This window comes from Paenibacillus larvae subsp. larvae (genome assembly GCF_002003265.1).
Classification (GTDB): domain Bacteria; phylum Bacillota; class Bacilli; order Paenibacillales; family NBRC-103111; genus Paenibacillus_H; species Paenibacillus_H larvae.
The window spans coordinates 4,259,947-4,281,295 of record NZ_CP019687.1 but is presented as its reverse complement, the minus strand read 5'-3'; the positions used below and the strand labels follow the sequence as shown (position 1 = coordinate 4,281,295).

Sequence of the window (21,349 nt, the reverse complement as noted above, 5' to 3'; positions counted from 1 at the left end):
TTAGAATGTGCACATAAACTGAAAAGATTAGGTAAGGTGATTATATTGAAACGAACCCAGACATGGTATTGGATGGCTCTGATCGTCGGAATCGGGCTTTCCCTGGCTTTCCCTATCCAGTCTATAGCAGACAGTCAGGGAAAGCCGTTCACGCCAATTGAGGCCATTTCCTTATCCAAAGCAATGGCTGCTTCGAATGAGGACAACCCTCAAGCTTCGTCCCGCACCGCTGCCGAACCGGCCGATAAAAAAGTTGTTCAAACAGGAAATACCCAGTCTGTACTGGACACATCCATAGAAGGCTGGAGAAACCAGCTTGCCAAGGAAAAAGGCTTTGAGAAATGGGCAGGGGCCAAGTGGACAAGCTATCCCGTGGGACCGGGTAATCACGGGTTTATTGTCCTTCTGCATAACAGGGGACAACAAGTCGGCTATATGATCGTCTACGCTAACCCTGACGGAACTTACCGTCTTGGGGAATACGGTGCAGGCAAGCATCCTTTATTCAGTTTTACTACGCTTCACCGCTCCTTACAGGAGCAGGGACTTATTCCTTCTTCTTTTACCCTGGAAACCTTTTTACAAGATCAATCAATCAACAAGGAAGCATTGTATCCGGATGCGCTTCATGCCTCCTGGAAAGTTACAGTTAAAGGCCTTGACTATTTCTTTGATGCAAAAACCGGGGATTTGCTCCCCGTTCACGATACTGAACTGTGGGTGAAGGAAGCTAAACCCTCACCCCGCACAATAACCACAAAATCCGCTTTATTGGAACACCGGCTGTATACAAACTTCAGCCCTTTGGATGAATTAGCCTGGGTTGAGAAAAAGCCCCTTCCCGTTACAACCTTTGAGACTTTGGCGGAAGCGCTCCAAACCTACCCAAGAGTAGCCTATGTAGGGCATCTTTATGATAAAAAGGCAGATTTCCCCTTCGCCGTAGCCGGTTATATGAAATGGGAAGGGGCCGAACCCTATATTGCCGTCAGTTTTGACGAACCCCGTTATATCCCATTTTCCACAGCAATGCAATCGGGCGATTTTTATCCAAACTAAATCAAAACACAAGGACCGGACGGATTATCCGTCCGGTCCTTGTGTAGGACTTACTCTTTATTTGAAGGAAGGGAATGCTTGGTTGAATGACGGCGGGAAACACGGCGGGACCGCTTATCTTTCCTGTTACGGTTCCATAGGGAAATCGACAGTGGAAGTAAACCGAACCATCTCGTTGTCCATGGTTCTTTTTGCGCTTTCTGCTGTTTCCGTTTTTCCTTACGAAGTTCTCTCGGAGTATCGATATAGGTTATTACCCGTTCGGTTATATATTTGACGAGATCATCCCCTTTAACAGCCATGGGGCCTTCTCCTCCTTATCCGCCTGATGTCTTTAGTTTAACCAGGAATGAGCCTGGTTAAACCATGTTTGGATTCACTAAAAAAAGACCTCCAATTGGCACCTAAACGGCGCAATTGAAGGTCTTTTTATGTCTTATTTCATTGTGAAATTTCCCGGTATTAGTCTCTTCCACCGAAGATAGCAGCGACCAGACGAAGCAGATACAGGAACAGGTTAATGAAATCCAGATAGATGTTAAGGGCAGCCATAGGAACATCTTCTACTGCTACTCCCTCACGGTACTGGCTAACATCATACAGAACCCAGCCGCTGAAAATCAGGACACCTGCACCAGCCCAAAGGATGTTGAACCCGCCTGCGGCAATTGGCAGAAACAGATTAATCAGACTGATAATGATTAATCCGATTGTTGCAGCAAACAGAAAGCCTCCCAGGAAGAAGAAATCTCTTTTCGAGCGGTGTGCATACAAAGCCAGAGAACCGAAAATGACGGCAGTGGTGATAAATGTACCCGCTACAACGTTAGCTCCGATTTTTGCCCCATACATCATAATAACCGGATACAGGGTCACACCTGAGACAGCTGTAAAGGTATACAGGAAGCCATAGCCAAGTCCGGTCTTTTTCCTAAGGAATAAAGCGGCAATCAACATGCCAAGTTCAATAAAAATAAAAATGGGTACCATCTTCGGGGGAATAAAGTATGCCCCGACCAGCATTCCCAAAAACGAAACCAGAAGGGACAAGGAGAAAGTTCTCAAAATATGAGAAAATGATCCTTTGTCCGAGTACGTCATTGTTTGTTCCATGAAACGGTACAACTCCTTTTTATATATATTTTCCTTCTAGAATGTACTGCTTTTGGATAGATTATCAACTTATACGGATTCAAGATGGTACAGGTTTCAAATATCTTTTAAATTTTGTTCTTTACATTTTAATATACCCTATTCGGTTTTCAGACAACCTGACACGGCCCGCTTTCCGAATAATCCGTCAAGTACGGTCCTTATTTCGGGGAATGCTGAGACTTTTCCAGTCTTGGCCCTTCAGCAGCTTCGCTATGTATACGATTTGGCCCACATGATAAGAATAATGGGAGAGCTGCCGGTTTATCGCCTGTACTACGGTATGTGGTTCGTTCCGGATACGGATTATTTTCAGAAGATCCTTTCCCTGAAGCACCTGCAGCGCTTTGTATGTGATAGCCCAACCTCTTTCCCATTGTTCTAATACTTGCCCTTTGCTCCAAGCCTTTGGTAAAAATTCAGCGTCCCGGTCACGGCTTTCTTTCTCCCCGTCAGAGGTCAGAAGATCTTTCCATCTCGACTCCATATTCCCGGCCATATGGGAAACAATCGTAGCGATGCTATTGGACTCCTCATGTGCAGACCATTGAAAGTCCTCGTCCTTTTCAAGCTGAATCATCGATTGATCTCCAAGGCGCTTTGTTTTCTGTAAGGCATGTGTCCATTCCTGAAGCAAATAGCCGCTTAAGTTTACTTCCGCATAATCAGACATTGACATTCCTCCTAACAGTATCTTATGAAGGCGAAGGAAAAAAAGATATGAATAAATCTTTATTTATATCTTTCCATTATGAAATTGATTCTAATTTTATAAACAGATTGCCATCCGGACGGGTAGAAGATATAAATAAATCTGAACCGTATTTATTTATATCTTTTCCATTAAGCGCTCACCAGTTGTTTTATGAAATTGAATCGATAGGTTAAAAATAACATAAAAAAGCCACCTCTGCATCAAAAACTGAGAAATGGCTTTTAATTTAGTTGAAGATTGATGATGGATGCGGTCAAGAGGACTCGAACCTCCACGGTATTGCTACCACTAGAACCTGAATCTAGCGCGTCTGCCAATTCCACCATGACCGCTTGTGATATCTTCATGTTTATTCGTTTTTAACGAACTTCTTTAGTATATACTCGGACTCTCTTATTTGTCAAGACAGTTTTTTCTTCTCTTTCTTTTCGCTTTTGGCCGTATGATTGCGCAGATGCAAATAAACCGTATGTTTCGTTATTTTTAAAGCATTGGCTACTATTGTAACAGCATCTCTCATGTTAAATACACCTTTTTCGTATAACAGACCAATAATGTGTTTGTTTCTGTTTGCATAAGAAATGTCAGGAGAGGCATCCACCGCTTCAATTGTCTGTTCAATCGTTTCAAGGATCATTTCCTCTACGGAATTGGCAAAATGCTCCTGCTGCCCCCGTGTTTCAATATCCAGGAAAGGCATAAAGGCCTTTAAAAACCCGTAGAACGACTCGTCCATGTTCATGTTGATGCATAACAACCCGATAATCTTATCGTCTTCGCCCCGAATAGCAATCGTGCTTGATTTCATCAAACGGTTGTTTTTGCTTTTCGTAAAATAACTGACGGCTTGTTTAGAATTGGATTGCTCAATTTCTTTAAGCATCTCCAAAGCCAAATTCGTAATCGGCGCTCCGATCTCCCGCCCTGTATGATGTCCGTTTGCAATCTTGATAACAGAATGCTGGTAATCTTCCAGACTATGCAAAACAATTTCATTGTCATCACCTAAATAATCAGCCAGCCCTTCGACAATAGAGTCATAAGACTGTAAAATAGAACGGTCAACTTCGGTAAATTTTATATTCATCATAACAGGCTCCTTTCTTCTCTGAAACTTGATGCTGCTATCATTTTATTTATTCGAATCAATTTCATAATACAACTGGTGAGCGCTTAATAGAGAAGATATAGATGAATACGGTCCAGATTTATCTATATCTTGTACCCGTTCGGATGGATATTTAAGTTGTGAAATTGATTCATTCAAAAAAATTTGATTAACTCAACTTAAGTAGATATTTAATTAACTATTATTAACATCTTATCGTGAACTGAGGGGATAATCAATTACAAATCCTAGTATTCATAAAATCAGGGCATGAAAATATTCACCATTTCTTTATATTCAAAAATTAATTTGAACGCTTACAAGTTTCATATTGCATGTCCATATGCAGCTTGCTATAATCAAATTGAGTTAATTAACTCAATTATTTTTTATTCTATTAATATTATTATAATAGATCAAAAAATAATTCACTACTCATTTTTCGGACAAGGTTTTACTAGGGCTTCTATTTATACAAGGAGGGCATTTAAAAAAATGGACATCTTGGTCGGTACGTTATTGGTCTTGTATCTGTTCTCTCTTTTCAGCTCCAAAGCGCCGAACGGCATGAAAGCGATGGGTGCTTTAGCCAGTGCGGCTGTTGCCAGTTTCCTGGTGGAAGCATTCCATAGATACGAAGGAGGATTTATTATATGAATGGGAATACTGCTAAAAAATTAGGATTTCAAGCTGAAAATACTGCAGTAAAAAATGAGAATTATTTAGACCCCAAAAAGTGGCATAAACAAGATACCACCTGGGCATTGAGCCTTTTTGGAACAGCAATTGGAGCAGGAGTACTCTTTTTACCTATTAATGCAGGTACAGGTGGTTTATTATCATTACTGTTAATTACCATACTTGCATTTCCTATCATGTATTACTCGCATAGGGCGCTAGCTAAAATGATATATGCTTCCAATTCTGCTGAGGAGGGAATTACAGGTACAATAAGAGAGTATTTTGGAAATAAGGCAAGTATAATTTTTAACATAATATATTTCTGCTCAATTTATACTATCGTGCTGATGTATTCGGTTGCACTTACAAATACTGCAAGTAGTTTTATGGTGCATCAATTGCATATGCAGGAGCCTCCAAGAGCCATTTTATCGCTTGTATTAGTACTCGGTCTTATAGTTATACTAAATTTAGGTCAAGATATCACTGTAAAGGTAATGAGCATGCTAGTATATCCTTTCATAGCTTCTCTGCTTTTTATCGCAATATCTTTGATTCCACAGTGGAATACGTCAATGATTAGTTTTTCAAGTATTTCTACTTTTTCAACAGGAACAGGATATTTTGGAATGTTGTGGATGACACTGCCAGTCATAGTATTCTCGTTTAATCATTCTCCCATGATTTCGTCATTTGTTATGAAACAGAGAGCAACCTATGGAATAGAAGCAACTGACGCCAAATGTGCTCAAATACAAAAAGTTTGTTATATCATGACATTCACCGTTGTTATGTTCTTTGTTTGGAGCAGTGTCTTAAGTTTGACGCCAAATGATCTTATAATGGCAAAAGAACAGAACTTGTCAATCCTATCCTATCTTGCTAATAAGCTTAATTCGCCTCTAATCGCTATTGCAGCTCCTATCATTGCTTTTGTGGCCATAACAAAGTCCTTCCTTGGCCATTATGTAGGAGCATATGAGGTAATGCGTGACATGATTATCAAGTCCTGTAAAGCACGCGGAAAAGATGTAAAAGAAAAAACAGTTAAGACAATAATCCTTGCTTTTGTCGTATTAACATGTTGGTATGTTGCTTATGCAAATCCAAGTATTCTAGGACTCATTGATACCCTCAGCGGTCCGCTAGTTGCTGCTATCTTATGTCTATTACCAATGTTTGCAATCTATAAAGTACCAGTATTGGCTAAATACAGAGGGAAAATAAGCAATATATTTGTCATTATAATAGGCGTGCTTACCGTCCTTGCAAGTATTAAGTCATTATTATAATTCACTAATTCCATTCTAAGTTGAGGCTCTTCGCTCTATTAGACGGGTAGCAAACCAAAACATAGCTTAATAGCGGAAAGCGCCATTAGCTAAGAGGTGACGAACCGACGATGGTGATAACACCACCAAGTATGATTCCCGTAACGATCGGATTGCCATCGGCCGAGGCAGTAATAATACCGCCGACCTTCAGCAGAGTGGCATTCACGACCGGTGTTGCTATGTTTGCCACTAAACATGTGCACTCGCTGGCATTGTTGCTGCCTTCATCGGATCGTTGGTCTTTAAAAACTTTAAAATCCGGACTGTTGCAGAAATCCGCGGATTGCTGCCGCCGCGAGAAATGAAGCGGCTTGAAATATGAAGACAGTCTTGAAATACAGGATTTCCGGCAGCCTATCATCTTTGTAGAGGAGTAGTGGTCATAATGCAGTTTAAATCTGTCTTTGACATCATCGGACCTGTCATGATCGGTCCATCCAGTTCCCACACGGCAGGGGCCAACCGCATCGGCCGTGTAGCGCGGAAGCTATTCGGACGCTTGCCTGAAACCGTTCAGGTTACCCTATATGGCTCATTTGCGAAAACATACAAGGGGCACGGAACAGATCTTGCGATTATTAGCGGTATTCTTGACTTTGATACGGCGGACGAACGAATTCCCGAAGCCCTTAACATTGCCCGGGACATGGGACTTGACGTGACATTTATACAATCGGATGAAGACATGGAGCATCCCAATACCGCACGTATTGTCCTGCGGGACAAGCAGGGGGGCTTGGAAATCGTTGGGGTCTCGATTGGCGGAGGCAGCATGGAAATCCGGGAAGTCCGCCAGCTTGACGACACACCGTCCGGTAAAACTCCGGCCATGCTTGTCCTCCATGAAGATAAATACGGAGCTGTAGCCAATGTCACATCCCTGCTGGCCAAACATCATATTAATATCGGATATATGGAGGTCTCCCGTTCGACAAAAGGGCAAAGCTTAATGGCTATTGAGGTTGATCAATCAGTTGACGATTCGCTAATCCATCATATGTATGGCCTCCCCCATATCACAGAAATATGGCAAGTAAAAACCTATCAGCGTACAAGCAAAGAAGGGGAAAGAATATGTTCCATAATGTAGCCGATCTGATTAAACTAACGGAAGAAAGACAAGTAAAAATCTCCCGCATCATGCTGGAAAGGGAAATGTCATTACGGGAGAAAACGAGCGATGAGATTCTGCAATTGATGGATACCAATTTGACCGTTATGGAAAAAGCTATCGAAAAGGGACTGAAGGGAGTTGTTTCCCTCTCCGGCCTGACGGGAGGAGATGCCGTTTTGTTACAGCGATACATTGCAAGCGGTAACTCATTGGCAGGCCCCCTTATTCTTGATGGTATGAGCAAAGCCATCGCAACCAATGAGGTCAATGCTGCGATGGGAATTATTTGTGCCAATCCTACGGCAGGTGCAGCGGGTGTTGTACCGGGGGCTTTATTTGCTGTAAAAGAAAAATTAAAGCCTACAAGAATGCAAATGCTGGAGTTTCTATTAACGGCCGGGGCATTCGGTTTTGTCATTGCCAACAATGCCTTTGTCTCGGGTGCGGCCGGAGGATGCCAGGCGGAGGTTGGCTCCGCGACAGGAATGGCTGCCGCCGCGATCGTAGAGATGGCGGGCGGTACTCCGCAGCAGTCTGCAGAAGCGATGTCAATCGCACTTAAAAACATGCTGGGTTTAGTGTGCGATCCTGTAGCCGGCCTTGTGGAAGTCCCGTGCGTTAAACGTAACGGAATCGGAACCTCCACAGCGATCGTGGCTGCTGACATGGCCCTGGCCGGCATTAAGAGCCGTATCCCAAGTGAGGAAGTGATCAAGGCGATGTATGAAGTTGGCCTATCCATGCCAAAATCCTTGCGCGAAACGGCAGACGGAGGGCTGGCCGCGACGCCAACCGGACGCAAGCTGGAAGCAATGGTATTGGGCAATATAGAATAGAAAACGCGGGTTAAAGCCAGCCCCCGGCATTCACCAGATGATACCGGGGGCTTTCTCCATCCTGTTGTCTTACTTTTCTTCTATATACTTGGCACTATACCGGAACAGTTCGTCTTCCGTCTTGCATAATGGAAGTCCTATCCGCTCATGCAGCTTTACGAGCCAAGGTTGGGTTAGTCCGGCCTCTTTCACAAGTGCAACGTCGGAAAACACCTCTGTTTCCGGTCCTTCAAGCAGGACGCGCCCTTGCTTCAATATATACACGTAATTACAAATTTCATAAATTAAATCAATGTCATGGCTGGAAATCAATATTTTTTTGCCTGCCGCGGCCAAATCCCGGATGAGCTCCATCATCATTTGCCTTCCTTCCGGATCGAGCCCTGCCGTAGGTTCATCAAGAAGTAGCCATTCCGTATCGACTACCAGTGCCCCGGCAATGGCCACCCGCTTTTTCTGCCCGTAACTCAAATACTGAACAGGCTTATCACGGAATTCTGCCGCACCTACCGTCTCCAAAACTTTATCTAGGCGTACAGCAATTTTATCTTCCTTCATGCCCAGATTACGGAGAGCGAAAGCCACATCGTCCGCCACATTCGAATAAAAAATTTGCTGATCGGGGTCCTGAAAAACAATTCCCACCTGTTTGCGTAAAGAAAAAAGATCCTTCTTGTTGTAGCGGAGCGGCTGCCCATGAAACATCACTTTTCCGTCCGACGGTTTTAGAAGGCCGAGCAATTGCTTGAAAAGTGTAGATTTCCCTGAGCCGTTGGCACCGACGAGACCGATGATATTTCCTTTCGAAAGATCAATCGATACATCATCCAATGCCAGTTTGCCGTCTTCATATTCAAAACTTATTTGATTGGTGGATAACATCAGACTAACCTCTTTCGTTATACGTGAAAGTCACCTTGGTAAAGCTTTACGTCAAGGGCAACAGACATTTCACTATAGCGTTTCATTACCCGCTGAAACAACACATTCACAAGCATCGCAAAAGAGTTATAACTGTTTTTAAACCCGTTATAGCCGAAGCGGAGCTGCTGCGCATGGCGGATGGCTCCCGCTTCTTCCATAAAAATAAAGATAAAGCGGTAAATCAGAACCATCAATTCCACAAGAAGAGCGGGAATATAGATTTTTTTCATAACTTTAACCAACTGGTGCACAGGAACGGTTAATATAAATAAGGTAGTACAGGCAAGGCAAGCTGTGCTTCTGAAAAAAACATGTATTGCAGCTTGAACGGTTGCATCTGAAATACCCAGATACCAGGAACCGGCCTGCACTTCAAACAACAGTCCATCCCCGGACGGCGACAGGGAAACCAGAATCGAGATTAGGCTCAACAGTAAAAAAGAAAACGGAAGCATAAGCCATTTTAAATACTGGCGGAAATTCATTTTTACGACATAAATGGTTAGCGGAACAAGCAGCATAAAGATGCCGGCCTGCAAAATCACCGGACCGCTTAAGGAAAGAATCATAAGCAGAACATACCCGGATGATTTTATATAGGGAGAAACGCCGATCCAGCGATTTTGATAGGCATATTTATCAATGGTTAACATGTTCCTGTTTCCGTTTGCCCCGGTGTACTCCAATAACATAAGCGATAATCCCGGTGCCGATACAGCCTTGCAGAGTGAAAAGCAAACTTTCTATTTCACCGCTTTTTGGTTCATAAATGGGGGTGAACCATGGTTCATAGTCCGGATTGATTTCGGAGATAGCTGCTTCCGCTTCCCCGTCCGAACCTTCATAAGCGGCATTTTTATTCAGGAAAAAGGGACTTACCATTAAAATAACGACCAGAAGCAGAAGAACCAAATTAATATTGATTTTTTTCATTGTAATTGCGCCACCTTTTCAGGAAGATTTTTACGGATAAGATTGTACATAATTGTCGTTAGCAAACCTTCTGCAATAGCGATAGGAACTTGCGTAGTACAGAAAATGGCCATGAATTTGAAGATAGATGCCATCATGCCGGATGCCGGGTCCGGAAAAACAATCCCAAGCTGCACAGAAGTAACAAGATATGTGGCGAGATCTGCTATGAATGCACACAAGAAAATGGAAAAGCCTTGACGGCAGCCGAATTTCCGGGCCAATTTATATACCAGAAAACCGACAATGGGTCCGGCTACAGCCATAGAAACCGCATTGGCTCCAAGTGTGGTTATTCCTCCATGAGCAAGAAGCAAAGCCTGAAAAAGCAGTACAATCGCGCCAAAAACGCTCACTACAAGAGGCCCGAACAATACGGTTGCAAGTCCTACGCCGGTGGGATGAGAGCAAGAGCCCGTAACAGAAGGGATTTTTAAAGCCGACAATACAAAAATAAATGCGCCGCATAAGGCAAGAAGCAATTTATTGTGTTGATCTGCGACAACCAGTTTGCGGATTCGGAATAATCCGGCAATAAGAAACGGAATAAATACGATAATCCAAATAATGGACCATTTTGGCGGCAAGAAGCCTTCCATAATATGCATCGCATGTGCCGTTTGCGGATTTGTCATTGTAAAATAAATCATTCCAATGAGGACAAGCGGGATAAATTTAAAATATTTTGCTGATAACAGGTTTCGCATTACGTTACCCTACCTTTCTTTTTTTACAATAATCGTAGAGAAATAAGAGAGCTTTTCATCATCATGAAGATGTTCCAACCCGTATGTAATCTTCTCGGAAACCATCGATGCATTACTGACAAGCACTGCCTTCTCCAGTAATTGGTGTTTATCCAATAGCCGCAGCACCAGCGGCATATTACTGGCTGCTTTCATTAAAATAATGGTATGAAAATGTGTCAGTGCCTGATTAACCGCAGCCTCCCCGGATGTTACCGGAATGACTGCGAGCGATTCCTCATCCATGACAATTGGCCAGCCGATACGCGAAGCAATATAGGAGAAAGAGGAAATCCCCGCAATCGTCTCTGTTTCTACCTCTGTCTGCAAGAGTTCAAGCAAATAGCTGTAAGTACTATAAATCATAGGATCTCCAAGTGTAATAAATCCGGCATTCTTTTCCGATAAGACATCCTCTTTAATTTCCGCTGCGATTCTTTCCCATGCCTGCTCCTTTTCCTCCTTGTTATAGCTCATTGGAAAATGGCGCTGCTTTACCGTAAGCTTTTCCGGCAAATAAAGAGAGACGATCTTTAGAGCAAGACTGGTTCCGCCCTTTTTTGGTTCAGGTGTATAGAGAACATCAAGCTTTTCCAGGGTATGGACGGCTTTCATTGTTAATAGCTCACTGTTTCCGGGCCCTGTTCCAATGCCATAAAACTTAGCCATGTTTTGCTGCCTCCTTCTCTATAGCCGTTTTAATATGACAAATAAACTGTTCCTGAATCAGTGGATTCTCACCGAGTCCCTGCAAATAGGAGGCTGTTTCGAACCCTTGCTGTATGAATTGCGATTTCCAGGAATTCTCTTCGTCCGATGCCATATCATGGATAGCATGATCTCCCGCCACAAGCATAAACGGCATCAAATGGACTTTCCGGACATTAGCTGCTTGTAGTTGTTCAATAACACGTTCAAGGGGAGGATAACCTTCCACTGTACCCAAATAAATGGGCTCGTTTGCAAGCATATGGTCAAGACAGGCGTATGCACTGAATGCATGATGCCCGGAGCCATGTCCCATAAGCACCAGCGCTTCATCTTCGGCAAGGTCCGGTGATTGTGCTTTAACGGCTTGTATGGCTTTACCGTAATCCTCATAGCTGTCCAGTAAAGGTTTACTTATAAGCAATCGGGCAAATTGATCCCGGTATGGCAGGGCCTGAGATACGATTTTTTCAAACTCCTCGCCGTTAATCAGATGCAGGGATTGAATAATGACCTCTGTGTAACCGGCATCTTTCAATTTTTTTAAAACCTGTTCAGGCGTATCGATTTGAATGCCATCACGTACCGCAAGTTTTTTTATAATTTTGTTGGACGTAAAAGCCCTGAACACGTCGTAATCGGGAAACATTTCCCTGATCCTGTTTTCACAAGCATCTATTGTTTTTGCGCGTGTCTCCGGATAACTTGTTCCAAAACTGATAACCACTATCGCTTTTTTCATGTTGGTACAACCTCCCCGGCTTCTTCCAATAGTAAATCAATAAGTGCTTCCGGCAACGCCGCCTCGCGGTATACCTCAAACCCCTTCTCGCGTATCGTCCGGCTGGTCATAGGACCAATGGAGAGTAATTTCAGCGAACGGAGCAGTGCTTTTTCTTCCCTGCTTAAAACAGAGAGCAGATTATCCACAGTGGAGGAGCTGGAAAAACAGACGAAATCGTAGCTGTTCCGTGATCCAGCAATGGCTGAATGAAAAAAGGTACAGTTTCCGCAGAAGTAAACAATATTTTCTTTGTATTCCGGTAATGATGTCATGATAGCATTAATATCAGCCAGACCATTTCATTGTTCAATCTGGACCTCAGAATAGAGGGTAACCTCCCCACCCAGTGCTGTTAATTTCGAGGCCAGATCACTTTTCCCTGCACGTGCACGGGGAAGGAGAATTTGTTTTCGGAACAGCGGAGCTCTCTCAAAAAAGTTCAATTTGTTCCGAAGCTTTACAACATCTCCTACGACGATTAATCCTGGTGCCCTATTTTCTCTTCCGCAACCTTGCCGCAACCGGATTCACCCGGCCCGGCTCCGATAAGAACAACTTTGCCGCTCACAGGTTTCCTCCCTTTATTTCATACATATTTTTCAAGTTCATCTATTCTTGTAAGGACTTCCGGGTAATTTAGCGATGGGCGCCGAATCACTACACAAGGAATTCCGAGTTCTTTGCAAGCCTCCACTTTCTCGGCAAAACCGCCCTTTGCCCCGCTTTCCTTCGTAATCATCACTTCCGCACCTGTTTGTTTAAAAAGTTCTTTATTCAATGATTGGGAAAACGGACCTTTCATCGCTATAATCTGGTCGGCCAGTAAACCCAACTGTTCACAGGCGGCCACTACTTCCGAAACAGGCAAAACTCTTGCTATCACATACTTACCGGGGAGTTTTTCCAAATATTGCGGCAGGTTTTTGCTTCCGGTTGCAAGAAAAATCCGGTTACCCAACGCTGATGCGGTTTGACATGCTTCATCAATATCACGAACAAGATGAAGATGGTCTGCCTGGCCGGATGGCCTTTCATAGCGAATATAGGGAATTTCCATTTTGTTTGCTGCGTTCATTGCATTCCCGGACACTTCCACAGCAAAAGGATGGGTCGCATCAATGACCAAAGATACCGCCTTCTCACGCATAACCCGGCACATGCCTTCTTCATCCAGTCTCTGACCGATGACTTGGTCGGCATGCTGTTTCGCCAGTTTTTCGCCATAATCCGTAGCAACGGAAACCATATAATTCCGTTTGCGGGCATTCAGCCAATCACAAATATCCAGACTATCGGAGGTTCCACCGATAATTAGGATCATAGCGTATAGCCCCTTGGTGTAATCATTCTGTCACCGGAGATATAGGTTTCCTTATTGCCGACGATAACCATCGTAGTCATATTCACATCTTCATAGTTGATTTCGTCCATGGTCGTCAGGATTTTCCTTTCTTCTTTGCGCCCGACATCTTTCACAATACCGATAGGGGTTTCCGGCGATTTGTAGGTCATCATGATTTCCAAGGCATGTTTCAGATGATCAGCCCGGCCTTTGCTTCTCGGATTATAGAAGCAGACTACAAAGTCAGCTTCTGCTGCCAGTTTCACCCGCTTTTCGATTACTTCCCAAGGTGTCAGCAAATCACTTAAACTGATATGGCAAAAATCGTGCATAAGGGGTGCTCCCAGTCTTACAGCCGCACCGATACTCGCAGTTACTCCGGCCACTATTTCCACTCCTATCGGTTCCTTCTCTTTGTCAAGAATCTCAAGAATAAGGCCGGCCATTCCGTAAATTCCGGCATCCCCACTGGAGATAACCGCCACGGTTTTCCCTGTTTTCGCAATATTTACGGCTTCCTGACAGCGGTCTATTTCTTTCCTCATCCCCGTTTTGACTACTTCTTTATCCCGGATAAGTTCTTCAATCAGTCTGATATACGTAATGTATCCGACGATCACATCCGCGTTCTGAATGGCTTCAAGTGCCTCTCCGGTCATCATTTTTCTTTCGCCCGGTCCAATTCCTACAACATAAATCATGCTTTCACCCCATTATTCATTCTTGTTCTTTCTCCCATTGCCATTGTGATCCCGTATGCTGTGAACCTTGGTGTTAAAACCCGTCCCTCACTGGCCAAATCGGCCGAGGATAATGCCACATTTCCAACATGCACTGTCTGCCTGACAAACTCCGATGTCGGATATTTCCCCGCAACTTTGCGCAATTGTTCTGCCGGATAAGTGATGAATGGGCAGTTCAATTCTTCCGCTAATTGTTTTATGGCGAGCTCATTCTTTTTTATGTCGATGCTGGCAATTGTGGAAAATGCATGCGGATCGGTATTATACCGGATACAAAATTCAGTAAATGCCCGCATCATATTTTCAGGTTCTACAGATTTACGGCAGCCGATTCCAAGAACACGAGTTTGCGGAACCATTTTCACCGTATATAGGTTCAATTCCGGCAGGCGATATTGATGTGTGACCCAAATCAGTGCTTCCAAATTTTCCGGAAGTTCATCCGGATTCATGTCCCAAGACGCCTCAACAGGGATAAATCCCCGCCGGTCTATCTCCACGGGTATTTCCTCATACAACCCCACTCTTTTTCCTGCTGCCAAAAGACCATTCATTCTCTTGCAATTTTCTCGAAAGTCCGGTATCCACGCAGGTACAGACGGCACAATCATATCCAGTGCTGCCACTCTCTGAACATCCGTTGCCGTTGTTATAACGGCAGCAGCTCCCGTAATATCAGCAAGTTTTCGCGTTAATTCGTTTGCTCCTCCCAAATGCCCGGACAATAGGCTGACCGCATGAAGCCCTTTTTCATCCATAACAACCACCGCCGGATCATAAAGCTTGTCCGAGATGACTGGAGCCAAAGTCCTGACGGCAATTCCTGCTGCCATGATACATACAAGAGCATCGTATTGTTGAAAAAGGAGGCGCATCCCTGTTGAGAAATCCGGTTTAAGAGCACGAAATCCTTCTGATTGCAGTTTTTCTGGAACAAAGCAACCTGCCGGATATTTCTTGCTTATGGACGCCGCAAGTGCTTTTCCATTTGCCGTGACAGCAATGATGGCGGTTTTCTTACCTGTATTCATGTGAGAAATCCTTGTCATAAAGTTTGGAATAATAAAATTCTTTGCCCAGAAAATTCCCTACCATAATCAGCGCCGTTTTCGTTATGCCATGTTCTTTTACTTTGCCGGCAATATCCCGAAGGGTTCCCGTAACTTTCTTTTCATCTGCCCAGGTCGCCTTATAGATAACAGCCGCCGGTGTATCTTCCGGATATCCGCCTGCAACGAGTTCCGAAACCACTCTTTCCACGGATTGAACAGACAGGAAGATAACCATCGAAGTGCGGTGTCCGGCATAGGAACGCAAGGATTCCCTTTCCGGAACCGGTGTCCGGCCTTCCATTCGTGTGATGATCACACTTTGGCTAACTTCCGGTACGGTATACTCGACACCCAGTTGTGATGCAGCACCCAGAAATGAACTTACTCCAGGTGTACAGGTGAACGGAATATCCCGTTTTTTCATCTCCTCTATTTGTTCCCGGATCGACCCGTAAATCGAAAAGTCTCCGGTCTGGAGGCGAACTACTTGTTTCCCGGCCTTCACGCCTTTTTCCATGCAATCTATAATTTCCATTAAATCCATAGCAGCACTATTATAGATTTCGCAGCTTTCCTTGCAATAATCAAGTAGTTGCGGGTTCACCAGAGAACCTGCATAAATGACGACATCTGCTTCTTTCAGGAGGTTGTATCCTCTTAAGGTAATGAGTTCCTTATCTCCGGGTCCCGCGCCGATAAAATGCACTTTCGTCATGCTGTCCCGCTCCTTTCTTTTTGGCAAGCTATGATAAAGGTCGGATTTTGGGGCTTAAAGTAATGCCCTTTTCCAAGTTCATGCCACTTTGAAACTTGCAGCTGGATCACCTCTACTTCATGCCAGGGCCCTTTTTCCAGACAGGCTGCTGCTTCGAGGACATTTTCTGCCAAAATGAAATTGAGCACAAGCTGGCCGCCCGGCTTTAACAAGGTATGGCTCCAATCTATGATCTCCGCCAATTTCCCTCCACTCCCGCCGATAAAAATAGCGTCAAAAACGGTATTTTCAAGCGGTATGGGGGCCTCTGCCGAAATAATATCCACATTTTCAAGCAGCAGCTGGTGCCTGTTTTGTTCTATTAATGCCAAAGCCTCCCCGCTTCGTTCAATCGCAGTTACAGACACATGGGGAAACATTCTCGCAACCTGAAGGGCCACACTCCCCGTACCGGCTCCAACGTCCAAAAAACGGCGGCTGTTTCCATCTATCGATAATTTGTCAATGGATACTGCACGGACTTCCGCTTTGGTCATTGGCGTTTTACCACGAATAAAAACTTCATCCCTCATCTAAGATCACCACCACATTCATTTCATAATGATCCGCCACTTGTTCCGGTTTTAACAGGTGCAACCGTTCATCGGGATAGCTGAGATTTTCTCCGATAATGAGCTTCTTGTTCAATTTCCGTTGGAGGATTTCCTTAGCTATTTCCGCCGGTCCAATCTTGCTGTCTGTTACCATCGCCACTTTCGGGTGTGCGAGCAGAAATTCGAAGTCAGGCTGTTTTCCGTGGCTGCTGGTCATGTACAGGTCGTTCATGGCAATACCACAACGGGTACAAAGATACTGAATGGAGCTAATGCCGGGTACAATCTGAAGCTGTTCTTTCGGAAATTTCTTTAACGCCCAATTTCCGATCCCATACATTAACGGATCTCCGGAAGCCAGCAGCACGATGTCCTGTCCAGTCTTCCCAAGCAAAAATGTTTCCAGTTCCGAGAGATTTGAGGGAAGAAGTTTGCGTTCGGCCGGTATTTCATGCGGGATTTCATTCAGCTGCCGCTTCGAGCCGATAATTACATCGGCATTCTGTATGAGTATGATTCCGGCACTTGTCATCAGTTCCGGTTTACCCGGACCAATTCCGACAATATGAATCATCGCCATGCCTCCCTGATTGCTGAAATATCACAAGTTGAAGCCAGCATTCCGCGTTCTGTTGAAAAAGTGATGACATCAATATCAACAAAGGGTTTGCTGAATTTCAAAAAGTCTTCCGCCCGTTTCTTCACTTTATCCGTAATGGTCTGAAAAACTTCGCTGTATCCTTCTGCCACCATGATTTCTCCTGCGGCTTCTGTTGTCGTGCATGCTGCAATTCTCTCGAGTAAAGGGACGGGCGCACCGGCAAGAGCCAGGTTTGCTACCAAAATTTCTGCCCGTGCATCGGCATCTTTGCTGTATGTGGTGAAAATACCGGCGGAGACCTTAATTAATTTGCCAAAATGGCCCACCAGAAGCACGTGCTTAAAAGCAAGGTGCTGCGCCTCTTTTAACATGTAACCGACAAAGTTGCTCATGGAAACCACGTATTTACCGTCAATGCCAAGATGCTCTTCCACGAAACGTTCTCCATAATTCCCCGGTACCAGAATCACTTTCCGGAAGGCTTGTGCTTTTTTCATTTCCAGTTCCATGGAAAGCGACCGTTTCCACCCCTCATCGGACATTGGGGTTACGATTCCTGTCGTTCCTAAAATGGAAATTCCGCCGATAATCCCCAGGCGGCTATTCATTGTCCGCTCCGCACGTTCTTCACCTTCCGGTGCGAAAATGATGATATCCGCGCCCAGCTTTGCACCAATCTCTTCCCGGACGGCTGCGATAATCATTTTGCGTGGTATCGGATTGATAGCCGCTTCCCCAACCGGGACCGCAATGCCTTTTTGAGTCACACGCCCGATTCCTTGCCCGCCGTCGAGTCTGATTTCCCCGCCGGCGTTTAAGGTTACTTTCGCAAAAATCCACATTCCATGCGTCGCATCCACATCATCACCGCCATCTTTTTGAACGGCGGCCGTCGCGGTATGCTGATCAAATTCCTGTTTTTTCACGGGAATTTGCAGAGATGTTCCGTTTGCCGTAATCACAGAAACTCCCGCTATTTTCTCCTGTTTGATCACCATGGCGGCAGCCGCTTTGGCTGCTGCGGCTGCACAAGCGCCCGTCGTATAACCCTTGCGTAATTTTTTTCCCTCATGATACACATAGTCTCCCATAGGGCCACCTTCTCTTACATCGCATATAGCACTGCGTTAATGATGGCTGCAGCCAAATTGCTTCCGCCTTTTCGTCCACGGGCAACTACCGCCGGTATATCACTTTCATAGAGGGCTTCTTTCGATTCTGCTGCCCCGACAAATCCAACAGGCACTCCGACTACAGCCTCCGCATCCAATTTACCGGCATCTGCCATTTCCAAAATTTTGTAGACTGCTGTAGGCGCATTGCCAATTACAAATAATTTCCGTTCCTCTTCCCTTGCGGCAAGTTGAATCCCGGCCATAGACCGGGTGATGCCTTGCTGTTTGGCGATTTCTGCTGTTTCAGGTTCATTGACGTAGCAGCGGTACCGGCAGCCGTATTGATCTAAAATCCTTTTATTCATCCCGCTCAAGGCCATATTGGTATCTGTAAAAATCATTCCGCCATGCCTGATTGTTTCGCGTATTTTCGCCAATGCATCATGAGTAAAAACAAGGTTATCCAAATAATCAAAATCTGCCGTCGTATGAATCGCCCGTTTCATTACCAGTTCCTCTTCCCTATTCCGGAAGGCATATTCAGGTCTTGTTTGTGTAATGATTTCCTGTATGATCTCAAAACTTTTTTCTTCAATAAGCTTTGGGTCTTTTATGTAACTCATCTTTTCCTCTCCTTTCCCGAGTAAAAGGAACAAAAAAACACGAAACTTTAAGGTTTCGTGTCCATACGTCAGAAATGGCCGTTTCCAAGTGCTTTTTGAACACACTTGTGCCCTGGTTTCATTGCAATAGACAACTGTTCCCTTAGAAGTTGCTGCATAGGCTGAATAGAGGAGGTCTCCTGACTTTGCATCATTCTAGTTTCCCGCCTTCCCGGAAATGTTCCAGTGACATCAAGGGGATTTCGTCCGCTTCACAGTAGCTAGGGCCTGTAGAGGAATCGCACCTCTTTCCCTGATCTCTACCCAGTTTTCTATTCAATTTTTATCAGGTTGAATATCTGGTTCTTAAGATGATCATACCTTGACTAATGCTGAGGCGCCTGTGATAGAACTCACTAATCACTAATATTTTCCTTTTTGTGTTTCCGCTTTCTTTGCGATATCCAAATATGGAAAAAATGGATACATGAATTAGCACTATTCATCTCACCGAAAAAAAGTTGGGGAAAATCTAAAAGTCATTAGATTCCTGAAAGGGTGGAAGGTTTGAACTTGCAGTTGCAAGGCGGATTATTACGGAATAGTTTAATGATTTCATTATCATTATATTTATATTTCCTTCATTTCATATTATTATAATTAGTGAAAATCCCCAAAGGAGGATTGATTATGTTTGATTCCGTTTGGTTTCCCATCATCATTGCTTTAATTGTTGTCTACGGTTTCTACGCCGGTACCCGGAAAAAGAAATAGTTTTGGATGGGTTCCCGGCTATTTTACCGGCAGCATGTTTTTTTGATGCCCGGCACGGCGTTACCGTTCAAAAGCCTGTTCTGAACTGCTATGAAGTAACAAGCGGGTTTACCGTTCTCCGGCATATTCCTGCCCCTGACCACCTGCAGCGAAAGAGTCGATAAAATGGATATGTCTGTAATAATCATCGTCTGATAGGAAGGATATACCGGACGGGTTGTCCTTTTCCAAATATTCCTCAAGCTTATGGCTGTTTCCCCCCTCAACTGTCCAATAAAAGGACGAAACAGTGAATAGTATTCTTTTCTTTCTATGATTGAATGTCCGTTGCCCGATATCCTTGCCCGCTGTCCGGTTTCCTATAACTGCCGCTTCATTTAAATGGGCTCTCAGCGTCAATGCCAATATTTCACCGCAGCTGGCTGTGTATCCGTTAACCAAAATAAAGATGCGCTGAAAACCGAATCTGGCCTCGTCGGACGTATAAATTATGGTTTTACCCGGATAGCGCAACTCTGCAATATCACATGAAGGAAGGAGTAATCTGGAAATTTTCATGCATTCTTCTATACTACCTCCTGTATTGTTCCGCAAATCAAGAATTAATCCTTTTCGGTCTCTGTAACGCTTTAGTACCTCTTCCATTTTACGGGAAACGCCATGATCAAAAAACCCAATGGCAATATACATATAATCGCCGAATTTGATATCATGCTCAATACTTGAAGTGTTCCTTCTTTTTCGGGGATAGTTTTTGCCAAATCGAAAGCAAGTGTATGGAGTCCCTTTGGTCTCCTCAATAAAAACGGCAAACCGAGATGCAGAAATAAAGGCACGGCGCAGCAGCTCCGTTTTTTTTTGCCTATAGCATTCGTTCCGGTCTAATTGCAGTTCGTTTTCCTCATACAGTTCCAAATACTGTTTGGCTGCTCTTTTGCTGATATATAACGGTAAAGAGAAGAATAGCATTCTTCTACTCAGCCCCTTTACTCTTCTATAGTATTGTTAGTGTTGTTATATGCCATCATTAATTTTTGCGTATTCATAAGGAGCTTTTCTTTGTTGGAGTTCCTAATAAAAATAAAAGCAATCAAAAAAATAAAAACTGCAGTTGCCAAGGTAATCCATACACTATTCTGGTTTACTTCTAATCTCGAGCCCCAGATGAGAAAAACAAAGGGACATGCTAAATGAATTAAAGCGAATACAGAAGCGGTCATCTGTTTTCCAAAGCTATAATCAGCGTAATGGCAAGTTGCGGCTCCGAGAAAAGCAAAACAAAGCGCAAGATTAGCGATAAACTGCATTTCGTCATACACACTAAGGGAAAAATCCCCAATTCCTTTAACTAAGTTCAATAAGCCTGTCCCCGCAGTAAGTAAAATGATTGAATAAACATAGCCTGAAGCAACAATAAAAATGAGATTCCACAGCCAGATTTTTTGTATGGAAATGGATGTCGCCAGGATGGATTCGCTGCCAATAATATCTTCCATTGAAAAATGAATAACACTGCTGAATAAAGTAAATGTTGCCGGAAAAAAGACCAATATCGTCTCTTGGCTCAGCCCAGACCGGTATAAGGCATACAAATAAATGATAGGGAGAATGAAAAGGACCGCCAATCGTGGTTTCCGATGCTTCATTGCTTGAAGCGATTTCCAGAAAAGAGCATTCAT

28 protein-coding genes, 1 tRNA gene, 1 pseudogene and 1 riboswitch are annotated in these 21,349 nt (G+C 44.0%); of the genes and pseudogenes, 5 read left to right on the top strand and 25 right to left on the bottom strand.

Annotated elements, in window-relative coordinates; all coding sequences use genetic code 11:
* The first annotated feature begins 45 nt into the window (after positions 1-45).
* Complete coding sequence (locus BXP28_RS22270) at positions 46-1,059, top strand: hypothetical protein (RefSeq protein WP_042119250.1); 1,014 nt, start codon at positions 46-48, stop codon at positions 1,057-1,059.
* Positions 1,060-1,109: 50 nt separating this feature from the next.
* On the opposite strand, the gene BXP28_RS22265 is transcribed toward BXP28_RS22270, so the two are convergent.
* The 5 genes from BXP28_RS22265 to BXP28_RS22245 all read right to left on the bottom strand — a co-directional run bounded on the left by BXP28_RS22265 (position 1,110) and on the right by BXP28_RS22245 (position 4,016).
* Complete coding sequence (locus BXP28_RS22265) at positions 1,110-1,361, bottom strand: YqzE family protein (RefSeq protein WP_036657973.1); 252 nt, start codon at positions 1,359-1,361, stop codon at positions 1,110-1,112.
* Between the two features lie 160 nt (positions 1,362-1,521).
* Complete coding sequence (locus BXP28_RS22260) at positions 1,522-2,172, bottom strand: Bax inhibitor-1/YccA family protein (RefSeq protein WP_023483212.1); 651 nt, start codon at positions 2,170-2,172, stop codon at positions 1,522-1,524.
* Between the two features lie 187 nt (positions 2,173-2,359).
* Positions 2,360-2,884: a DUF1572 family protein gene (locus BXP28_RS22255; RefSeq protein WP_023483213.1), complete on the bottom strand. Its 525-nt coding sequence runs from the start codon at positions 2,882-2,884 to the stop codon at positions 2,360-2,362.
* A gap of 290 nt (positions 2,885-3,174) precedes the next feature.
* Positions 3,175-3,258: transfer RNA gene (locus BXP28_RS22250), tRNA-Leu, on the bottom strand.
* A 68-nt stretch (positions 3,259-3,326) separates the two neighbouring features.
* Positions 3,327-4,016, bottom strand: coding sequence for a helix-turn-helix transcriptional regulator (locus BXP28_RS22245; RefSeq protein WP_023483214.1), 690 nt, complete (start codon positions 4,014-4,016; stop codon positions 3,327-3,329).
* A gap of 513 nt (positions 4,017-4,529) precedes the next feature.
* On the opposite strand from BXP28_RS22245, the gene BXP28_RS23115 reads away from it, so the two are divergent.
* Together BXP28_RS23115 and BXP28_RS22240 are read left to right on the top strand one after the other, a co-directional pair.
* A complete protein-coding gene (locus tag BXP28_RS23115; protein WP_261340860.1) occupies positions 4,530-4,691 on the top strand; it encodes a hypothetical protein in 162 nt (53 codons plus the stop codon).
* A complete protein-coding gene (locus tag BXP28_RS22240) occupies positions 4,688-6,007 on the top strand; it encodes an aromatic amino acid transport family protein (RefSeq protein WP_023483215.1) in 1,320 nt (439 codons plus the stop codon). The genes BXP28_RS23115 and BXP28_RS22240 overlap by 4 nt, the downstream gene beginning before the upstream one ends.
* Before the next feature lie 85 nt (positions 6,008-6,092).
* On the opposite strand, the gene BXP28_RS24765 is transcribed toward BXP28_RS22240, so the two are convergent.
* Positions 6,093-6,410, bottom strand: a complete 318-nt coding sequence (locus tag BXP28_RS24765; protein ID WP_226989761.1) for a PTS sugar transporter subunit IIC — start codon at positions 6,408-6,410, stop codon at positions 6,093-6,095.
* Between the two features lie 24 nt (positions 6,411-6,434).
* Here BXP28_RS24765 and sdaAB point away from each other — a divergent pair, with 24 nt between their 5' ends.
* Both sdaAB and sdaAA read left to right on the top strand, forming a co-directional pair.
* A complete protein-coding gene (gene sdaAB, locus BXP28_RS22235; protein ID WP_023483216.1) occupies positions 6,435-7,139 on the top strand; it encodes an L-serine ammonia-lyase, iron-sulfur-dependent subunit beta in 705 nt (234 codons plus the stop codon).
* On the top strand, positions 7,124-7,999 hold the full coding sequence (sdaAA, locus tag BXP28_RS22230) for an L-serine ammonia-lyase, iron-sulfur-dependent, subunit alpha (protein WP_023483217.1): 876 nt from the start codon (positions 7,124-7,126) through the stop codon (positions 7,997-7,999). Before sdaAB ends, sdaAA begins: the two co-directional genes overlap by 16 nt.
* Positions 8,000-8,068: 69 nt before the next feature.
* On the opposite strand, the gene BXP28_RS22225 is transcribed toward sdaAA, so the two are convergent.
* The 19 genes and pseudogenes from BXP28_RS22225 to BXP28_RS22145 all read right to left on the bottom strand — a co-directional run bounded on the left by BXP28_RS22225 (position 8,069) and on the right by BXP28_RS22145 (position 21,349).
* Positions 8,069-8,881, bottom strand: coding sequence for an ATP-binding cassette domain-containing protein (locus BXP28_RS22225; protein WP_023483218.1), 813 nt, complete (start codon positions 8,879-8,881; stop codon positions 8,069-8,071).
* Between the two features lie 17 nt (positions 8,882-8,898).
* On the bottom strand, positions 8,899-9,576 hold the full coding sequence (locus tag BXP28_RS22220) for an energy-coupling factor ABC transporter transmembrane protein (protein WP_023483219.1): 678 nt from the start codon (positions 9,574-9,576) through the stop codon (positions 8,899-8,901).
* Positions 9,563-9,856, bottom strand: coding sequence for an energy-coupling factor ABC transporter substrate-binding protein (locus BXP28_RS22215; RefSeq protein WP_024095000.1), 294 nt, complete (start codon positions 9,854-9,856; stop codon positions 9,563-9,565). The genes BXP28_RS22220 and BXP28_RS22215 overlap by 14 nt, the downstream gene beginning before the upstream one ends.
* Entirely contained in the window at positions 9,853-10,503 is a 651-nt protein-coding gene (locus tag BXP28_RS22210) for an energy-coupling factor ABC transporter permease (protein WP_096761338.1), read from the bottom strand. The genes BXP28_RS22215 and BXP28_RS22210 overlap by 4 nt, the downstream gene beginning before the upstream one ends.
* A gap of 108 nt (positions 10,504-10,611) precedes the next feature.
* Positions 10,612-11,310 carry a cobalt-factor II C(20)-methyltransferase gene (locus BXP28_RS22205; RefSeq protein WP_077585215.1) on the bottom strand — a complete coding sequence of 233 codons (699 nt, stop codon included), beginning with the start codon at positions 11,308-11,310 and terminating at the stop codon, positions 10,612-10,614.
* Positions 11,303-12,091 (bottom strand): sirohydrochlorin cobaltochelatase, encoded by a 789-nt coding sequence (locus BXP28_RS22200; protein ID WP_023483222.1) that lies wholly within the window; start codon positions 12,089-12,091, stop codon positions 11,303-11,305. Before BXP28_RS22200 ends, BXP28_RS22205 begins: the two co-directional genes overlap by 8 nt.
* Positions 12,088-12,405, bottom strand: coding sequence for a uroporphyrinogen-III synthase (locus tag BXP28_RS25705; RefSeq protein ID WP_040932069.1), 318 nt, complete (start codon positions 12,403-12,405; stop codon positions 12,088-12,090). The genes BXP28_RS22200 and BXP28_RS25705 overlap by 4 nt, the downstream gene beginning before the upstream one ends.
* Positions 12,406-12,441: 36 nt before the next feature.
* Positions 12,442-12,624: pseudogene (locus tag BXP28_RS25700) on the bottom strand (uroporphyrinogen-III C-methyltransferase); the annotation flags it as partial.
* A 95-nt stretch (positions 12,625-12,719) separates the two neighbouring features.
* On the bottom strand, positions 12,720-13,454 hold the full coding sequence (cobK, locus tag BXP28_RS22190; protein ID WP_023483223.1) for a precorrin-6A reductase: 735 nt from the start codon (positions 13,452-13,454) through the stop codon (positions 12,720-12,722).
* Positions 13,451-14,176 carry a precorrin-3B C(17)-methyltransferase gene (gene cobJ / locus BXP28_RS22185; protein WP_023483224.1) on the bottom strand — a complete coding sequence of 242 codons (726 nt, stop codon included), beginning with the start codon at positions 14,174-14,176 and terminating at the stop codon, positions 13,451-13,453. The genes cobK and cobJ overlap by 4 nt, the downstream gene beginning before the upstream one ends.
* Complete coding sequence (locus BXP28_RS22180; protein ID WP_023483225.1) at positions 14,173-15,249, bottom strand: cobalt-precorrin 5A hydrolase; 1,077 nt, start codon at positions 15,247-15,249, stop codon at positions 14,173-14,175. The genes cobJ and BXP28_RS22180 overlap by 4 nt, the downstream gene beginning before the upstream one ends.
* On the bottom strand, positions 15,236-15,985 hold the full coding sequence (locus BXP28_RS22175; protein WP_023483226.1) for a cobalt-precorrin-4 methyltransferase: 750 nt from the start codon (positions 15,983-15,985) through the stop codon (positions 15,236-15,238). Before BXP28_RS22175 ends, BXP28_RS22180 begins: the two co-directional genes overlap by 14 nt.
* Entirely contained in the window at positions 15,982-16,557 is a 576-nt protein-coding gene (locus BXP28_RS22170; RefSeq protein ID WP_024095004.1) for a decarboxylating cobalt-precorrin-6B (C(15))-methyltransferase, read from the bottom strand. Before BXP28_RS22170 ends, BXP28_RS22175 begins: the two co-directional genes overlap by 4 nt.
* Positions 16,547-17,152, bottom strand: coding sequence for a cobalt-precorrin-7 (C(5))-methyltransferase (locus BXP28_RS22165; protein WP_024095005.1), 606 nt, complete (start codon positions 17,150-17,152; stop codon positions 16,547-16,549). Before BXP28_RS22165 ends, BXP28_RS22170 begins: the two co-directional genes overlap by 11 nt.
* Positions 17,149-18,270: a cobalt-precorrin-5B (C(1))-methyltransferase CbiD gene (gene cbiD, locus BXP28_RS22160; protein ID WP_023483229.1), complete on the bottom strand. Its 1,122-nt coding sequence runs from the start codon at positions 18,268-18,270 to the stop codon at positions 17,149-17,151. The genes BXP28_RS22165 and cbiD overlap by 4 nt, the downstream gene beginning before the upstream one ends.
* A 14-nt stretch (positions 18,271-18,284) precedes the next feature.
* Entirely contained in the window at positions 18,285-18,917 is a 633-nt protein-coding gene (locus BXP28_RS22155) for a cobalt-precorrin-8 methylmutase (RefSeq protein ID WP_036657961.1), read from the bottom strand.
* A gap of 68 nt (positions 18,918-18,985) precedes the next feature.
* Positions 18,986-19,111 carry a hypothetical protein gene (locus tag BXP28_RS24755; RefSeq protein WP_024095008.1) on the bottom strand — a complete coding sequence of 42 codons (126 nt, stop codon included), beginning with the start codon at positions 19,109-19,111 and terminating at the stop codon, positions 18,986-18,988.
* Positions 19,070-19,234, bottom strand: a riboswitch (cobalamin riboswitch). (Overlaps the previous gene by 42 nt.)
* A 544-nt stretch (positions 19,235-19,778) precedes the next feature.
* A complete protein-coding gene (locus BXP28_RS22150) occupies positions 19,779-20,639 on the bottom strand; it encodes a S41 family peptidase (RefSeq protein ID WP_023483231.1) in 861 nt (286 codons plus the stop codon).
* Positions 20,640-20,656: 17 nt separating this feature from the next.
* Entirely contained in the window at positions 20,657-21,349 is a 693-nt protein-coding gene (locus BXP28_RS22145) for a hypothetical protein (protein WP_023483232.1), read from the bottom strand.

Bases quoted from the DNA above. Each gene is read 5' to 3' on its own strand.
- BXP28_RS22175 (WP_023483226.1), bottom strand. From the start codon at position 15,985: ATGACGAAAGTGCATTTTATCGGCGCGGGACCCGGAGATAAGGAACTC.
- BXP28_RS23115 (WP_261340860.1), top strand. From the start codon at position 4,530: ATGGACATCTTGGTCGGTACGTTATTGGTCTTGTATCTGTTCTCTCTT.
- BXP28_RS24765 (WP_226989761.1), bottom strand. From the start codon at position 6,410: ATGATAGGCTGCCGGAAATCCTGTATTTCAAGACTGTCTTCATATTTC.
- BXP28_RS22165 (WP_024095005.1), bottom strand. From the start codon at position 17,152: ATGATTCATATTGTCGGAATTGGTCCGGGTAAACCGGAACTGATGACA.
- BXP28_RS22200 (WP_023483222.1), bottom strand. From the start codon at position 12,091: ATGAAAAAAGCGATAGTGGTTATCAGTTTTGGAACAAGTTATCCGGAG.
- cbiD (WP_023483229.1), bottom strand. From the start codon at position 18,270: ATGGGAGACTATGTGTATCATGAGGGAAAAAAATTACGCAAGGGTTAT.
- cobK (WP_023483223.1), bottom strand. From the start codon at position 13,454: ATGATCCTAATTATCGGTGGAACCTCCGATAGTCTGGATATTTGTGAT.
- BXP28_RS25705 (WP_040932069.1), bottom strand. From the start codon at position 12,405: ATGACATCATTACCGGAATACAAAGAAAATATTGTTTACTTCTGCGGA.
- BXP28_RS22215 (WP_024095000.1), bottom strand. From the start codon at position 9,856: ATGAAAAAAATCAATATTAATTTGGTTCTTCTGCTTCTGGTCGTTATT.
- BXP28_RS22255 (WP_023483213.1), bottom strand. From the start codon at position 2,884: ATGTCTGATTATGCGGAAGTAAACTTAAGCGGCTATTTGCTTCAGGAA.
- BXP28_RS22210 (WP_096761338.1), bottom strand. From the start codon at position 10,503: ATGCATATTATGGAAGGCTTCTTGCCGCCAAAATGGTCCATTATTTGG.
- BXP28_RS22265 (WP_036657973.1), bottom strand. From the start codon at position 1,361: ATGGCTGTTAAAGGGGATGATCTCGTCAAATATATAACCGAACGGGTA.
- BXP28_RS22150 (WP_023483231.1), bottom strand. From the start codon at position 20,639: ATGCTATTCTTCTCTTTACCGTTATATATCAGCAAAAGAGCAGCCAAA.
- BXP28_RS22205 (WP_077585215.1), bottom strand. From the start codon at position 11,310: ATGGCTAAGTTTTATGGCATTGGAACAGGGCCCGGAAACAGTGAGCTA.
- BXP28_RS22180 (WP_023483225.1), bottom strand. From the start codon at position 15,249: ATGAATACAGGTAAGAAAACCGCCATCATTGCTGTCACGGCAAATGGA.
- BXP28_RS22225 (WP_023483218.1), bottom strand. From the start codon at position 8,881: ATGTTATCCACCAATCAAATAAGTTTTGAATATGAAGACGGCAAACTG.
- sdaAA (WP_023483217.1), top strand. From the start codon at position 7,124: ATGTTCCATAATGTAGCCGATCTGATTAAACTAACGGAAGAAAGACAA.
- BXP28_RS22245 (WP_023483214.1), bottom strand. From the start codon at position 4,016: ATGATGAATATAAAATTTACCGAAGTTGACCGTTCTATTTTACAGTCT.
- BXP28_RS22240 (WP_023483215.1), top strand. From the start codon at position 4,688: ATGAATGGGAATACTGCTAAAAAATTAGGATTTCAAGCTGAAAATACT.
- sdaAB (WP_023483216.1), top strand. From the start codon at position 6,435: ATGCAGTTTAAATCTGTCTTTGACATCATCGGACCTGTCATGATCGGT.
- BXP28_RS22170 (WP_024095004.1), bottom strand. From the start codon at position 16,557: ATGAGGGATGAAGTTTTTATTCGTGGTAAAACGCCAATGACCAAAGCG.
- BXP28_RS22220 (WP_023483219.1), bottom strand. From the start codon at position 9,576: ATGTTAACCATTGATAAATATGCCTATCAAAATCGCTGGATCGGCGTT.
- BXP28_RS22145 (WP_023483232.1), bottom strand. From the start codon at position 21,349: ATGAATGCTCTTTTCTGGAAATCGCTTCAAGCAATGAAGCATCGGAAA.
- BXP28_RS24755 (WP_024095008.1), bottom strand. From the start codon at position 19,111: ATGATGCAAAGTCAGGAGACCTCCTCTATTCAGCCTATGCAGCAACTT.
- BXP28_RS22155 (WP_036657961.1), bottom strand. From the start codon at position 18,917: ATGAGTTACATAAAAGACCCAAAGCTTATTGAAGAAAAAAGTTTTGAG.
- cobJ (WP_023483224.1), bottom strand. From the start codon at position 14,176: ATGATTTATGTTGTAGGAATTGGACCGGGCGAAAGAAAAATGATGACC.
- BXP28_RS22260 (WP_023483212.1), bottom strand. From the start codon at position 2,172: ATGGAACAAACAATGACGTACTCGGACAAAGGATCATTTTCTCATATT.